Here is a 13,941-nt window from a genome sequence, read left to right as displayed (position 1 = left end):
AAAGTTATTTATTTTTATTTGAGTAGTTAATGACATTGTGGAAATCATGATTGCCAATAAAAAAAGAAGAGAAGGCGATTTCTCTCGAGATAAAATTCAGCAAAAATACAATGTGCTTGAAGGCGCTCGACAAAGAATTTGCTATCTTTTCGACAACTTTAACCATTTCTATGTTTCCTTCTCTGGAGGGAAAGACTCTGGCGTCCTTTTAAATCTGACTATTCAAGAAGCGAAAAAGCGTGGTCGATTACCTGTCGATGTACTCATCGTGGACTTTGAAGCTCAGTATCATGAAACTCATGCCTTCATTGAGCGCATGGTACTGGACGGAGAAATTAACCCCTATTGGGTTTGTTTACCGCTCAGCTTAAGGAATTCAATCTCACAGTTTCAGCCTAAATGGCTTTGTTGGGATCCTGCTAAAGAAGCGCAATGGGTCAGGGACCGACCACCGCATAAAGGCGTGATTTCAAACCCGGATGTATTCCCTTTTTTCCAAAACGGGATGGAGTTTGAAGACTTTGTTTTTAAGTTTGCTCATTGGTACCAAAAGGAAAGGGGTGAGCCAATCGCTGTGTTAATCGGTATACGTGCTGATGAATCTTTACATCGCTTCAATACCATTAAAAATAGGTCCAAAAAAAAATTTTCAGATAAATATTGGACGACTAAAATGCAGCCAAATGTGTATATGGCTTATCCCTTATACGATTGGAAAACTAAAGATATTTGGGTTGCGAATTACCGCTTTAGTTGGGATTACAACCGTATTTACGACTTAATGCATAAGGCCGGCGTCCCTCTTTCACAGCAGCGGCTTTGCCAACCTTTTGGCGATGAGCAAAGAAAAGGGCTGTGGCTATATCAAATATTAGAACCTGATACCTGGCAAAAATTAGTTGCCAGAGTAGAAGGATGTAACTTTGGTGCTCGATACTCAAAAAGTCAGGGGCGTATCCTTGGTTATTATCGCTTTGAATTACCACCGGGGCTTAGCTACCGGCAATACAGTAAATACCTTCTGAAAACCATGCCGCCACATGTAGAAAAACATTACCGAGACCGAATTTTTAAGTTCTTACAGTGGTGGCGTAAAAACGGTCCTCAAAAAGGAGTGACCTGCATCCCTGATTACGCAGAGAGTAAATTGGAATCTAGGAAGCAAGTTCCTAGTTGGAGAAGAATTTGTAAAGTACTGATTAAAAATGACTATTGGTGCCGAGGACTCTCTTTTGGGTACAACAAGTCCTTAGCAAAACAATACCATGCCCTCTATGGAGAAGAAGAGTGATACGAATGGAAAGTGAACCTACTCTAGCTTATCAGCATCGCACCAAGAAGCCGTTGAAATCTATCAATAACACGGACAAACAAGTCATTGATAAGGTCGCAATTTACAATAAAGCAGCCAAAGTACTCATCGAGCTTATTCCTGATTTACCGCCAGCTTGTCATGTTGAAATGATCCCACTTGATGAAATAGAAGCTAATCAATACAACCCAAATAAAATGGCGCCTCCAGAAAGCAAACTCCTAAAAACGTCGATGGAGAAAAATGGTTTAACTATGCCTATTTTGGTTAATCGTTTGAATACTTCGGTCAAAAAATACGTTGTCATCGATGGGTTTCATCGTTATCAATTATTATTGAACCACCCAGAGCTGCAAACCCTAACGGGGTACATCCCCGCGGTGGTCCTTAATTTGCCTGAAGAAAATTGCATATCGACTTCTGTTCGCCATAACCTGGCGCGTGGCTCACACCAAGTTGAACTGATTGCAGATCTGATTATTCAACTCAAAGAGATGGGATGGGCAAATCATAAAATTTGTTACGAATTGGGAATGGATAAAGATGAAGTTCTACGATTACAGCAAGTCACAGGCCTCGCTGCTGCCTTTAAAGATCAAGAATTTTCACAGTCCTGGGAGTAATTGATTTTTTAGCAATCACGCCGTAAACCCTCGCCAGCTCTGAGGGCGGGGAGATAAGGCGAAAGTGCGATAGCACTTTAAGATAGACAGCCCGAAGCAGTTGATATACGACTGTTCATGAATACAGTTAAGGATTTTGAGTGTTAAGAGCAACTAAGGCACGCATTTACCCAACGTAAGAGCAATCTGAGTTTTTAATAGCTCAGTTTGGCGTTGTGCGAACCACAAAGCTCTACATTTAAAGTCGCATATGTACCGCAAGCTTCCGAAAATGAAACCTGTAGAGGCGAACATTCACCGTGAAATTGTAGGTAAAGTTAAAAGTATTACTGTCAGGTTGAGTAAAACAGGTAAGTTCTACGCATCTATCCTTGTTGATGATGGAGTGGAAGCGCCTAGTTTGCTTCATACAGTGAGTAAGGTGACAGGTATTGATCTTGGTCTGTCTCACTTTACTATTGAATCGAACGGCAGAAAGACAGCTAACCCCAGATTTATAAAGCGTGCTGAGAAGAACCTCAGACGTAAGCAGAAGTAGTTATCTCGTAAAGCTAGATTGCTATTAGCTAAATGCGATGAAAAAGTCGCTAACGCTCGCGCTGATTTTCAACACAAACTCTCTCGAACTCTCGTAGACAAAAACCACGCTGACCCCCCAAAAGATAGACGTTATTCTGTTAAGTGTAAGTGGTCAACATTTCGGACACTGATTTAAGCCTATTTTCGGCATTTACTGGCGACAGCCCATGAGTTGCGTGCTGAGGCCGAGGCCGATTGTAGTAACTCATCAAGTAATAGCTCATATCTTTCCTTGCCTGAAATTGTGGCATCAGGCTTATCTGATAAAGACCATTCCACAACGCGTCGGCTTAAGTAGGTCTACTTCGAACCAGACCCAATCTAAGTAAGATCATCGCGTCTAGCCTCTCCAATTTTGCATGTTTATATCGATGCGAACCTGGCTGATTACTCATTAACCAGCTTCACGCATTCTCTGACGAACCTTAAATCCCCCCCGATTTTGACACCTTCTGCACTCAACATCGAAACAATATTTTTTAGTTAGGTTAACTAGGTAGAAATATTAGGCTAATTTAGAATTTAATTAATATGTCATTCCTAAAATTAAGTTCTAGATTCTAGGTTCTAGCGCTTTTTTGTGCCTCCTAGCTTGTAAGGGGAGCAGTCTAAAAGAGCAATTGAACTAAAGAAAAGAAAGGTATTTATTTATGTCTAGTATGAAACAGGTAAGGAGCACAACCCCGCCTTCAATGATTGGAGGAGCCTGTATTGTCGCTTGTATTTGCGTCGGCGCTGGTATGCTTGGACTTCCCGCTGCAGGGGCTGGGGTCTGGACCATCGGTGCTTTAATGGCTTTGCTCTTCACTATGCTCATTATGACAACCAGTGGTTGTCTGTTACTCGAAGTTTTAAAAGATTATCCATACAGGTCGTCTTTTTCTTCCATCACAAAAGATTTGTTAGGAAAAGAGGTTAATTTTTTTAATAACTTAATGATCTACTTTGTGGGAGGGATTTTACTGTACGCTTACATCACTTCATCTGGACTGATCATTAAGGAGTACTTTGGCCTTTCCCCTAAACTAGCTTCTATCCTTTTTGTGCTTATCTTTTCTGGACTAGTTTGGCATTCAACAAAAACAGTTGACCGCATTTCCATGGTGTTGATGCTATTTATGATTATCAGCTTTATTTTTGGGACTGCTGGCCTTTGGTTTAATGTTAATCTTGTTACTTTGTTGGATACTGCTCACTTAAAGTTTGAGTATGCGCAATACGTATGGGGGTTTTTCCCTATTGCTTTAACTTCATTTGGATACCAGCACAGCGTCTCCACTCTGCGAGACTACTACCTTGATGAAAGGCTCGCACAAAGGGCGATTGTAGGCGGAACGCTCATGGCGTTCTTTATCTACACCATTTGGCTATTAAGTATCTATGGTAATTTACCAAGAATTAGCTTCGGCCCTATAATTGCAGAAGGTGGAAATATAGACATCTTACTCATCAGCTTAAAAGCAGTGTTGGCTGAAGAAACCCTATCAAATGTCATTAGTGCTTTTTCAGCGGCGGCCATTTTGTCGAGTTTTATTGGGGTAGGGTTGGGTGTGTTTGATTTTTTGGCCGATCTTTTTCAATTTGATGCTACCTCCAAAGGAAGAACCAAGACCTGGGCGGTTACATTTATTCCGCCTCTTATTTTTTCTCTTCTTTTTCCTTTTGGTTTTCTTAGCGCAATTGGTTATGCAGCGTCTGCCGCTGCGATTTGGGCATGTATCGTACCGGCATTGTTAGTAAGGAAATCGAGACTACAAAGACCAGCGTTTAACAACCTTGAAGAGAGTGAAGAAGATCAGAAAAAATCGAAGGCTTACCAAGTGCCTGGAGGAGAGTTGGTGTTGGTTGGTGTGTTTATCTACGGTGTGAGCATCATCGTTATCAACGTACTAGTCCTGTTCGAAGCGCTGCCCGTTTTTGACGGCGTCTAGCCTTATTAATTTTAAAATTACCCATCCAAAAGATTCAAATCACGGTCAAGGACGAGCAACCCGAGCGCTGAGGGGCGTGGTTATTTGCCGATCGAGCCCTATTAGGACGGTTTTAAAATAAACTCTAGCGGCAAAATCTTGGGTTCCGAGTAAATTTAAATAAAGTAAGCATGAACAAGAAGGATTAGTGATGAAAGTGAGTGTCTATATCGATCAAGTGTTGTTCAAACAAGCACTCAGAGCCGCCAAAAGCTCTGGACTGACCCCGTCCCAAACCATTGCCCATTGGGCGGCAATGGGTCAATTCATGGAAACCAAATCCCTCGGATCGCTGAGGCTCATACAGAGTGGCCCTAGAAAGAAGTAAATTTCCAGCGTTTTCATCGCTCTGGCGAAACCTTGGAGCCCCAGTAAACATCGTTAATAAAGACATTGAAAAGCCGAGCCAGCCCTCGGCCTTTCGATAGCGTTGCCGACGGAACTTGAATGTTCCGTACACAGATGGCCAGAGAAGAATGGCTCTTATGGATGTTTGAAATTCTTGAGAACCAAGTGATAGACAGAAACTCTGAAGCGCCGGCGGATTGCGTGGTGATTTCTGGCGCAATTTTACTCGACGTCCAAAAGAAATGAAGCGTTGGGAAGTATGAATAGAACTCCCCATGCTCCTTGGTGAGCGCAGTTAATTCGGGGACGGTTAGCTTTGCTAAATCCTTGCAATAACGGTCATATTGTCTACCAACACTGTCATTTTTCTCGCACCATCTTGTTGTCGAAAATTTGCATAATGTCCGTCCATCGGGGCATTCTACTCTAGCGCTTGAATGCTTTTTGCGTAAGACCGCACCACATTATATTTCATCTCATTAACGGTATAATTGAGTTTTTTAAAATCCAAACTTGGGGAAGAACTAAAATACTTACCGTTTGTGTCGCCAAGTTAAGCCTTCTATCACTTTAAGCAATCGCTTTTCGTATTGTTCCGCTCCGTCTCATTAAGTGAGCAACACATTTTCAGCGGTGGTGTTCGTGATAGTTAATAACGGGCTGATGAGCCTCTGGGCCTCAACAGAAAACGTCACTTTGCCTTGTTTTATAACGATAATTTTTCCCGTCTCAGCCGTATAGCCGTGGGGTCGTTCATTAAGGTAAACTGATCACGGTCGAGTACTTCAAGAGCGTCTTGAGACGTTTTTAGTTCAACGGTTAGTTCAGCTGAACTAAAGATGCACACCTTTAGCTTGGTAAAAAACACGGCAAGGATTAACCACGAATTCACGAGAATTGAGGTGTTTAAGATCAGGAGGAAGACGCCCCGCCCAGACTCGGGAAATTAGCTGAGGCGTTCGACTCTTTCGAAGATGTTTTGAACGAGTTGTTTGGCAGCGAGCAGGTTTTCAAGGGCAATGTATTCCGCGAATTATTGAGAGTCGATAACGCGGGCTCACTCCAAATCCCTTCAGCCATTTTGACATTTTTCCTTGCTTCATCAGGACCCAGTGCTTTGCCTTTGAGATTGCGAGTTCACCGCCAGCAAGCCCTTCGAGAATAGCCAAACGGTTTTGCATAAACTGGTGTCCACATCAACCAGATACGTAGAGGGGGTCCCATGTTCGGTGAACAGCACTGGCTAGGTCTGTGAGGGTTTTGGTCGCTTGACGCTTAAGGGAAGTAATAAGCTCGACTTTCATGAGAAGGACTCCAACAGAAGACTCAAGTGATACTATTGAATCACTTGAGTTTAGTAAGTTTAGTGGAGAGAAATGCAAAGCGTTGGGAGTTACACTAAACAGTTTGTTATGCCTTTAATTGATAGGTCGCCTTTGAGGTGTATTCTGCCACACCTAAAATGCTAAAAACCCCGCCTATTGTTGTAAAATTGCACGCCCCTTCTTTTGCACAAGCAGAGAGGTTTTTATTAAACCAAGCTCTCGTAAAATAACCCGATTCTTTTAAATGTACGTAAGCGAACTGGAATTCAGAGAGAGTCACTCCTTTTTCATAGAAAGACGCTTTTTTAGAATGAGAGGGAATACGATAGATTAACGCCTCTTCACCTCTTCGTATGCCGAGACCTTTGATTACAAAGTCAGTTTTCATTTCTGGTTTTTGAATAACTCGACCTACTTCTTTAGCCAGTTCTCGGATGACCTTTTCCATTTTTCCTCCTGAGGTATAGATGGCCTTGTTAGGTGTCTTATTTTCGATGTTTTAGTAGTTCTACAACATGCTCTTTAATTTTGCTATCGCAAGGAAGTTGAGCACAGTACCTTCTTGAAACCAATAGAAGGTACTATCTAAGTTTGATTTTAAGGAATCAATTTGCTCAGTAGTTAAGCGTACCAAATATGCTCTCATTCGGATTTTTCGCGCTGTTGATGACAATTACGACATAGGCACCCTGGAGCTAAAAAATTACGAAACGTTAACGGCTAAGGTGCGACAGCAACGGCCTCTATCTCAATCATGGCATTGAGAGGGAGTTTTGACACTTCGATACAGGTTCTTGCGGGAAAATAATTGGCACCATGTTTAATGAAAAAATCATTATAAATTTCATTCACAATTGAAAAGCTCACCATATCGGTAAGATAAACGGTTGTTTTCACTACGTCTGACACATCAGTATTCGCATGTAGCAAAATGGCTCTCATGTTCTCTAGGCATTGAGTCGTTTGTTTTTCAAGGCAGGATTTAACCATCAAGCCTGATTGTGAGTGAAGCGGTAGCTGTCCGGAAGTGAAAATTAGCCCTCCAGAAATCACCCCTTGAGAGTATGGGCCAATAGCTTTAGGGGCTGACTGAGTTTCAATTATTTTTCGCATATTATTTAACCATAGGTTTTTGATGAATCAACAAAGCTATAGGATTGGGTAAAAAAACACTTATTATTTAACTATAATTAAAAATGAGATTTGAAGGGAACGGAGAAGCTAGGCAAGACAATTGCTTGCTTAGACCACTCACTAACTTTTAAATATCCTTTCCTTACTCCCTCTTGGCAGCACTGTTTTCATTGTGAAAATCGCGTAGCGTTCATTTCACTTTTATGATGGAGGAGAAAAGTGGCTGACAACCAAAGCACGCTAAAACTCAACCAAGTGAATTTAAAATAAAGGCGTAAAGTAGACCGCCCCGTATAAACCTTACCTCTCCTTAAACCCTCTACGCTGATAATCAATAAATAGTGAAAAAATCACTAGATACCCCACTTGCAACGCAATAATACTAATATCAACCGCCTCCCAAGGGTTAAAGTGAAGCTGAGTGCTTAAATAATAGACAAGATCATAAAGTAAAATAAACAGGTTATGGCAAGCATGAATGACAATGACTACTCCTAGGCGGCGATATCGCTCAAAGACCCAACATAGAAACGCCCCAGACATAAATGCGTCCAGCGCCCACTGGTGTATTGAAGCAAATATTAAGCTTGAGAGTAATGCGGCGTTAGTAACCCCAAAAATGGACCTGAAAATAACAAACAACAAATAACGAAACAGGAGCTCCTCTATCACGGGAGAAATGAGCACACCGTCTAGAGCGCTTCGCAACACACTCGACCAATCAATTACTCCATCAGAGGCCGAAAATAAAGGGGTAAAATTGTAGGATTGGGCCTGCCAAGATCCCGGGGAAAACCAATCAAAAATAATATATTGAAGATAATTTGATACGGAATTTAATGAAATCACCCCAATCAATATCAACGCGCCTTCACCCCATGTACATACGTTTCTGGGCCAAGAGGTTAAGTACTGCTTCCAATGCTTATCTCGCCGAGCACTAACAAATAGCACGAAAAAAGCGATAACAGGTAGAAAATAGTAGGCGAAAGCAGAGTAGAGTGCTCGATCCAAAGTCGGATTTAATGCCCACTCTCGGGTAATGCTCAGGTAGTAATCAAGCAGGACATAACTTGGAAAGAAATAGCCTATGTAAACCACCACCACAGCTGAAATCATTAACCGCATCGTAAACTCCAAAAAATTAATAACCATAAGGCAGTTTTTGCCGCTTTTATCATGTTGGTCGTTTAAGCTCACTTCGCGAACGTGCTGCGCTGGTAAGGCTCACTATAACGAGCCCTTTGCAAGAGAGGTGCACTCTATCAAGCGAATCTGGGAGCTAGCTTTTAATCCCACGGCCTAGGGTTACCCCCCAAAATTTTCCAACCTTATGAAGAGTAATTAATAATTTCATAGTTAAATTCCCCCTCTATTTAACTGGAGAGCGAAACCAATGTTTTAGGTTTTAAAGGAGTTATCTTCCCAAATAAATTGAATGGAATGTTAGAGTTTTTTCTATGGTTTAATTATTTAATTATAGGTAATTAAATAAAAATTTAATTTTTTGAATCGGTCATTGAAGCAGCCCAATTCATGGATGTGGGTAAGTCTACGTGGGTTCGCTAACTAAAAGCAAAACGCCAGGAAAAACTCCGAAATTCTCACTTAGGACGCCTGAACATTTAGGTTGGCTCATTTGTCCGGATTATACTTGTATCAGCCTCAGAGCAAAGCAAGTCGAGGTCTCATGCAAGACAAAAACGTGCGTAGAGATAAGTGCTCCCGATCTTACTCAAACAAATACGGGGAGCTGGAGGCGGTGCTTATGACGCGAGATTGCGCCGCTTTCTTGGAACGTGGTCACCCTAGAGCTATTGATTCTAGTTGCTATGAAGACTGGGATGAAAAAAGGGGCGAGGTTGGGAAGACATCAAAACTATACAAAGAACCCCCTACTTTAGTCGGTGGTTTAGGGCTAGAATCACAAGCGCGAGGGTTCAACCGTGAAGGGTCTGAGACGCAGGGGGCGCTGGCATACTGGTTCCTTCGCTGCCATTTTTGAGTCTTACACTCAAACCAGGACCTCGATTCGTCCCTGACCAGTAATTTATCCTGAGCGCCTAGACTCGCACGATAAACATATTACCGTATGTATTAAATAACCCTTTTAACTCCTTTTTTTTGTAAAACCAATATTTTCTCCGCCGAGGCTATTTAGGAATATTTTTGATGGTGAGTTGATAAACATCTTCCTACTCCCAGTATCGAAGCTCTCAAGACATGAAGATCCAGTAACTCTACATGTGAACACATTCACGTCGATTGTGTGAGTGGTGATACCTCCATCTTCAGCTGTCGTGACTGTCGTGCTGCCAACCGCAACCCCTGACAACCAGCCAGTAGGTGTCATCGTTGCCGTGCTCAGCTCATTCGACGTCCACGTCAAGGAATCGCTTACATCGTATGAAGTGTTATCGCTGTATGTTGCCGTCGCCATTAATGACCTTCCACAACGGAATTTATGAGGGGGTGACCGCAAGCGAGGTGAGGACCGCAGCGGTAAGCAATGGCTCTTCGGGAGCGAGAACTATTGCTGATCTGGTGATAAATCAAGGCGTAGCTCTGAGCCGTTATCTAGCAACAAAGCTAATGAAAACGCTTGGTTCGATTAGCTGTCAATTACCGAGACATCAGTATAGGAAAGCCTAAAGGGGCTACATTCCACAGCGAGCAAGATAGTCACTAGATGAGTAGAAAATATCGTCAGTTACTGTGGCGTTTTCAGATAAAACAAAGTTTATCTCGACGAGGAAATTGCTGGGAGAATGCTCCAATGGAACGTTTCTTTAGAAGCTTAAAGACGGAGTGGATCCCAACAGTAGGTTATCGTAGCTTTTCTGAGGCTCAACAATAAATTATCCAATACATCATTGGCTATTACAGCCAATTGAGGCCACATCACTATAATGGTGGCCTCACACCTAATGAATCAGAGAGATTGTCTTGGGTACCCTCTAAAACCGTGGCCAATTTCAGTTGACCACTACACATAGCAAAAAATTATAAGCAACCTACTTTTGTAGGTTTGATACTAGGATGAATAACTGTCCCATTAGTATGGGCTAGAGACACTGGTTCAGTTTCTAGAACTGTGCACTTAGGTCCTAAGCGCTTATATATTTTAGGATGCATCTGAGAGAGAATCGAGGTAAAACTTTTATAGTCAGGACTTTCTAAATGCACCGCGCGACAAGTTCCAATAGGAAAGTACGTATGTATTGCCTCAGGGGCTAAAGCCGAATCCTCATAGATGTCACTTAGCTTTACTTTTACCGGGTTCAACTCACATCCCTCAAACGTCCCATTTTTCTTGTACCTATAGTCACTAGGCTTCTCTGTTAAAGGATTAAAAGTATGGCCATAGTAAGAGTCTGTACAATTTCCTCCAATATACTTGTTGTCCTTGTCATAAAGACATAAGCGCGTACGCATGATTAAGCTGTTGTAGCAAGACGGGACTCTAAGATTTCTTACGGTGGTTTTCTTGCCTATTGGTATGAAACCACCTCTGGACCCCTGACAAGTTGCGCTCGTTCCACCGGAATCAAAATATTGATAACCCAACTTCCCACCTCTCAGAGAATCTAAAATGAGGTCATCAAGATAGGTGAGCTCCCGAGTATCTTTCTCTCTAAGTATAGGGTAGAGAAATGCTTGATCACTCAATTGTGGTCCCTCATAAAATGTCACGTAACTATTTGATAAATCGATCGCTCTAGCATTAAAGGAGAGAAAAAAACAACTCAAATAGAACAGTATTCTTGTCCTTGTGTACATATATTACTACCTTTGATTAAAATCAGTTAAACGAGGCTCCACCTAACTCTTAATGCAGACCGAATACTAATAAATTAACTATCAATTATGTTTTCCTTACAAGTGAGTCCAATCGAGTATTGAGAATGACATTTCTTTGATTTTACTAGTCTTTTAAATCAAAAATTTTGCGATTAGGTGGTGGGTTGGCATTAATTGAAGCGATAGCAAGATAAGAAAGTTTAGATTATTGTTATTTTTAGCCTGTATTTTGGGGGTGACAGGACCCCTGTAAAAGAGAAATTTGATATTAATGTAAATACAGTGTGGTTAAATCTACACCCCAACCCCTGCAATCGTGGGTCGGCTGACATTTTGGATTGATGAAAAAGTGATCCAACAATGGCAACGGACCAAGCAAGGTGATCGTGGAAGACCTCGTTTGTTTAGCTAATCACTTTACCGGAGCAAAAGGTAGCCTCATCACCCCTCTAGAATTGTCTGAGGCTGGCTTTGAGATGAAGAACGTCCTATTTCGAAGGCGTGGCCAGAACGCTTGCGCTTCCTCACTCCTTTCACTGACTTTAATTAAGTTCGAGTAAAGGCTTATTGTCTTATGTGCCTATTTCCCTTTCGACTCACATCATTTGATGGGCTCACAGGCTGTTAACCGTGATCGTTCTGAACCCCAATGACAAGGGTATATGAACGCTTCGCGCCCTTGTCCTTGAGAACCAAGAACGTTTGCCGGACAGCCAAGCGGCTCCATAAAAGTGATACTCAAACAGAAAGGAAACTCCTCATGGTACAACGACACTCAAGCCTAACTCTCTCTAAATCAAAGTTCAGCGACCAGCGTTTCGCCGCTGGGCACGAAAGCTCACCAAAAAATGATGTCTCTAGATCTTTGGCGGTCTTGAAGTTGCGCTATCAAGTCAAAAAGTGTCGTGATGAGGCGAAAAGAAAGTCTGATTGGGTTTCCAAAATCCAGCGTTTAAAAATGTTCAGTCGTCGTCAGTCGCCAGAGCAACAGGCTGATATCGCGTCGTTAAAAGGCCAAGGGTTCGTTGAAGCTATCAAGCAGCAGTTTCCGCAATTGGTGTCGCGTCGTTTTGCTTTCCATGAAATCCGTGACTTTTTCATTGAATTAAATGGCGCTGGCTTTGGTGAATGGTTTCTTCACGAGCGAGCGGATCACATTATTCTGTACACCACTTACGGGTCTGTGTTTCCAGCGTTGCGATTCGTGCAAACGGAGGAGGGGACGTTTAAGTGCTCAGGGTTTTGTTTTGATGTGCGTTTTGGCGTTTAGAGGGTCACATGAAAATACGTTCTACGGTTTCCTCTGACATATCCAGGCACGTGATTTGGGTGAATTCAATCGACTTCTTAATACTAAAGGCACCGGGGGGAGGGGTGAGTATCAGAGTGTGTGACTGTGCTACCACCATTAAACAAATGCGAGAAGACGACGCCTATGCGAAGAAAACGGAAAAGACGACAGAAACAACCTCCGAGCATCGCGCGTCGGCCAAAGGTTTACTCTCTTGTCTGTATAACGATTAAGGTCGGCTGATGCGCGACGGCATCAAACCCTCATAAGGTAAGGCCATCAATAGGTCTGAATTTTGTTTCGATATTCCAGTCGTTTTCGGCATTCAATCGGTTCGGGTTTGTTATACGAGCAACGCTTTTGCTCTTTGTGAGCACCAGGCGATTATGCGTATTGTAACTACCAAGTAACTTTGTCTTGGAGTGGTGATTTTTTCAAAACTTACTGAATCCTAAAAAGGACATCAAGCCACTACTTGCAGTTGCCAAGAAATCGCGTAAATACCACTGGTTGAAGCAAGATGATTCAACCGTCTTGCAGCAATCTGTACTCAATCGTCACCAAGCCTTTGATAACTTCTTTAATCCGAAGTTGAAAGCCAAGTACCCACATTCAAACGTAGACACGGTAAGCAATCGAGCTATCACTGTGTTGGTGTAAAAGTCTTTGATGGTGCATCAAACTCCCGAAAATAAAGCCTGTAGAGGCGAATAATAACCGTGAGATTGTAGGCAAGGTTAAGAGCATTACGTTAAGCAAGGTAACTGGTATTGATCTAGGTCTATTTCATTTTGCTATTGAATCGAACGGTAGAAAGACAGCTAACCCAAGATTTGTAAAACGTGCTGAGAAGAATCTCAGACGAAAGCAGCGTCAGCTATCTAGAAAAGCAAAAGGCAGTGCCAATCGAGCAAAAACTAGATTGCTCGTTGCCAAATGCCACGAAAAAGTGGCTAACGCTCGTGCTGATTTTCAACATAAGCTTTCTCGAACTCTCGTTGACGAAAACCAAGCGGTGATAATTGAGACATTGAAATCAACAAACATGATGAAAAGCCGCAAACTGGCGAAACACATAGCGGACGCCTCATGGCATAGTTTTGTCTTTAAGTTGGAGTACAAACTAAAAGAGCAAGGCAAATATCTAGTTAAACTAAATCAGTGGGATGCAAGCTCTAAACGTGCTGTTGTTGCGGTCATAAAGTGGAAGAAATGCCCTTATCGGTTTGCAAGTGGGATTGTCCATCAGGCGGCACTACAGACATAAATCGTGACTTAAACGCCGCCCTTAATATCCGTGATAAAGGCCTTCTAGAATTAAAGGCGGTTGGATAATCGTCTCTGCTTATGGAAGCTGCGTAAGTCTTGATACTATCGAGCAATGGCTAACGAAATAAGAAGCATCGCCCAATAGGCGGTGAGTAGTCACTTAGATAGATATGCTGAAAACCCAAGCAAACGAGGGAAGAGCTCCTAGTTTTTTAAGGACTTAATAGCATTTTTCTAGCTAGGCATAGACCTTCGGATCTTGTCACTTTGGGCAAAAAGTAAAAATAGA

At 42.2% G+C, this 13,941-nt stretch carries 10 protein-coding genes and 3 pseudogenes; 8 read left to right on the top strand and 5 right to left on the bottom strand.

Annotated elements, in window-relative coordinates; genetic code table 11:
- Nucleotides 1-46: 46 nt before the first annotated feature.
- The 4 genes from AB4323_RS23265 to AB4323_RS23250 all read left to right on the top strand — a co-directional run bounded on the left by AB4323_RS23265 (nucleotide 47) and on the right by AB4323_RS23250 (nucleotide 4,445).
- On the top strand, nucleotides 47-1,291 hold the full coding sequence (locus tag AB4323_RS23265; RefSeq protein ID WP_017102339.1) for a DUF3440 domain-containing protein: 1,245 nt from the start codon (nucleotides 47-49) through the stop codon (nucleotides 1,289-1,291).
- A 5-nt stretch (nucleotides 1,292-1,296) separates the two neighbouring features.
- Entirely contained in the window at nucleotides 1,297-1,935 is a 639-nt protein-coding gene (locus AB4323_RS23260) for a ParB/RepB/Spo0J family partition protein (protein WP_017102340.1), read from the top strand.
- A gap of 271 nt (nucleotides 1,936-2,206) precedes the next feature.
- Nucleotides 2,207-2,473, top strand: a complete 267-nt coding sequence (locus tag AB4323_RS23255) for a transposase (protein ID WP_229648116.1) — start codon at nucleotides 2,207-2,209, stop codon at nucleotides 2,471-2,473.
- 691 nt (nucleotides 2,474-3,164) lie between these two features.
- Nucleotides 3,165-4,445, top strand: coding sequence for an aromatic amino acid transporter (locus tag AB4323_RS23250; protein ID WP_029222809.1), 1,281 nt, complete (start codon nucleotides 3,165-3,167; stop codon nucleotides 4,443-4,445).
- A gap of 1,232 nt (nucleotides 4,446-5,677) precedes the next feature.
- Here the strand turns inward: AB4323_RS23250 and AB4323_RS23245 are convergent.
- From AB4323_RS23245 to AB4323_RS23225, 5 genes and pseudogenes are all read right to left on the bottom strand, one after another.
- Nucleotides 5,678-5,912 (bottom strand): annotated as a pseudogene (locus AB4323_RS23245) (type II toxin-antitoxin system RelE/ParE family toxin); the annotation flags it as partial.
- Nucleotides 5,903-6,136 (bottom strand): annotated as a pseudogene (locus tag AB4323_RS23240) (prevent-host-death family protein); the annotation flags it as partial. The pseudogenes AB4323_RS23245 and AB4323_RS23240, both read right to left, overlap by 10 nt.
- 106 nt (nucleotides 6,137-6,242) lie before the next feature.
- The gene (locus tag AB4323_RS23235) at nucleotides 6,243-6,605 is read right to left on the bottom strand and encodes a hypothetical protein (RefSeq protein ID WP_016800046.1); all 363 of its coding nucleotides are present in this window, start codon (nucleotides 6,603-6,605) and stop codon (nucleotides 6,243-6,245) included.
- A 272-nt stretch (nucleotides 6,606-6,877) separates the two neighbouring features.
- Complete coding sequence (locus AB4323_RS23230; protein WP_016800045.1) at nucleotides 6,878-7,270, bottom strand: Rid family detoxifying hydrolase; 393 nt, start codon at nucleotides 7,268-7,270, stop codon at nucleotides 6,878-6,880.
- Nucleotides 7,271-7,591: 321 nt separating this feature from the next.
- Nucleotides 7,592-8,419 carry a CPBP family intramembrane glutamic endopeptidase gene (locus tag AB4323_RS23225; RefSeq protein ID WP_016800044.1) on the bottom strand — a complete coding sequence of 276 codons (828 nt, stop codon included), beginning with the start codon at nucleotides 8,417-8,419 and terminating at the stop codon, nucleotides 7,592-7,594.
- 1,371 nt (nucleotides 8,420-9,790) lie between these two features.
- Between AB4323_RS23225 and AB4323_RS23220 the strand changes: the two are divergent.
- From AB4323_RS23220 to AB4323_RS23205, 4 genes and pseudogenes are all read left to right on the top strand, one after another.
- Nucleotides 9,791-10,274, top strand: a pseudogene (locus AB4323_RS23220) (integrase core domain-containing protein); the annotation flags it as partial.
- A gap of 1,578 nt (nucleotides 10,275-11,852) precedes the next feature.
- Nucleotides 11,853-12,362, top strand: coding sequence for a hypothetical protein (locus tag AB4323_RS23215; protein WP_102258285.1), 510 nt, complete (start codon nucleotides 11,853-11,855; stop codon nucleotides 12,360-12,362).
- A 697-nt stretch (nucleotides 12,363-13,059) separates the two neighbouring features.
- A complete protein-coding gene (locus AB4323_RS23210; RefSeq protein WP_372153456.1) occupies nucleotides 13,060-13,650 on the top strand; it encodes an RNA-guided endonuclease InsQ/TnpB family protein in 591 nt (196 codons plus the stop codon).
- Nucleotides 13,596-13,718: a transposase gene (locus AB4323_RS23205; RefSeq protein WP_198592117.1), complete on the top strand. Its 123-nt coding sequence runs from the start codon at nucleotides 13,596-13,598 to the stop codon at nucleotides 13,716-13,718. The genes AB4323_RS23210 and AB4323_RS23205 overlap by 55 nt, the downstream gene beginning before the upstream one ends.
- The last annotated feature ends 223 nt before the right edge of the window (nucleotides 13,719-13,941 follow it).

This window comes from Vibrio sp. 10N.261.52.C11, from assembly GCF_041471405.1.
Taxonomy (GTDB): domain Bacteria; phylum Pseudomonadota; class Gammaproteobacteria; order Enterobacterales; family Vibrionaceae; genus Vibrio; species Vibrio crassostreae_C.
This window is presented reverse-complemented; position numbering and strand designations above follow the sequence as displayed.

Bases quoted from the DNA above. Each gene is read 5' to 3' on its own strand.
- AB4323_RS23265 (WP_017102339.1), top strand. From the start codon at position 47: ATGATTGCCAATAAAAAAAGAAGAGAAGGCGATTTCTCTCGAGATAAA.
- AB4323_RS23260 (WP_017102340.1), top strand. From the start codon at position 1,297: ATGGAAAGTGAACCTACTCTAGCTTATCAGCATCGCACCAAGAAGCCG.
- AB4323_RS23255 (WP_229648116.1), top strand. From the start codon at position 2,207: ATGAAACCTGTAGAGGCGAACATTCACCGTGAAATTGTAGGTAAAGTT.
- AB4323_RS23250 (WP_029222809.1), top strand. From the start codon at position 3,165: ATGTCTAGTATGAAACAGGTAAGGAGCACAACCCCGCCTTCAATGATT.
- AB4323_RS23235 (WP_016800046.1), bottom strand. From the start codon at position 6,605: ATGGAAAAGGTCATCCGAGAACTGGCTAAAGAAGTAGGTCGAGTTATT.
- AB4323_RS23230 (WP_016800045.1), bottom strand. From the start codon at position 7,270: ATGCGAAAAATAATTGAAACTCAGTCAGCCCCTAAAGCTATTGGCCCA.
- AB4323_RS23225 (WP_016800044.1), bottom strand. From the start codon at position 8,419: ATGCGGTTAATGATTTCAGCTGTGGTGGTGGTTTACATAGGCTATTTC.
- AB4323_RS23215 (WP_102258285.1), top strand. From the start codon at position 11,853: ATGGTACAACGACACTCAAGCCTAACTCTCTCTAAATCAAAGTTCAGC.
- AB4323_RS23205 (WP_198592117.1), top strand. From the start codon at position 13,596: ATGCCCTTATCGGTTTGCAAGTGGGATTGTCCATCAGGCGGCACTACA.